This is a genomic window from Paraburkholderia gardini (assembly GCF_907164545.1).
GTDB lineage: Bacteria > Pseudomonadota > Gammaproteobacteria > Burkholderiales > Burkholderiaceae > Paraburkholderia > Paraburkholderia gardini.
This window is the reverse complement of the sequence record NZ_CAJQZB010000082.1, coordinates 1-578: the sequence shown is the minus strand read 5'-3', so window position 1 is coordinate 578 and position 578 is coordinate 1. Positions and strand designations below refer to the sequence as shown.

Annotated in this window: 1 protein-coding gene; it reads left to right on the top strand. The window is 60.6% G+C overall.

The window, feature by feature from the left end; genetic code table 11:
* Nucleotides 1-578: porin (locus LPA37_RS27660; RefSeq protein ID WP_229014263.1), on the top strand; the 578-nt coding region annotated here is incomplete at both ends.

Sequence of the window (578 nt, the reverse complement as noted above, 5' to 3'; positions counted from 1 at the left end):
CTCGTCAAATATGACGACGGTGTAGCGTCTGGCAGCCGTTGGGGCCTGCGTGGCACCGAAGATCTCGGTGGCGGCCTGAAGGCGATTTTCGTACTCGAAAGCGGCTTCAATAGCGGCAACGGAACACTCGGCCAGGGCGGCGCGATGTTTGGCCGCCAGGCATATGTCGGCGTGACGAAGGACAACATCGGCTCGTTCACGATGGGTCGTCAGTACACGTTCAGCACCGACTATCTCGGCGCCAACTATTCGACCGGCAGCCAGACCGTCGCGGGTAACTACGCTTACCACATCAACGATATCGACCAGCTGACGTCCAGCCGTATCAACAACGCCGTCAAGTTCAGCAGCGCGAACTTCGCCGGCTTCACGTTCGGCGCGATGTATGGCTTCTCGAACTCGACCTCGTTCGCCGGTGCACCGGCAGTCGGTACGACGGCCGGTTCGTCGCGCGCATACAGCTTCGGTGCGAACTATGCGGCAGGTCCGTTCGGCATCGGCGCGGCGTACACGGACATCCATTATCCGAACCAGTCGACTCCGGCATTCACGACGAACATCTCGAACGTCAATCCGGG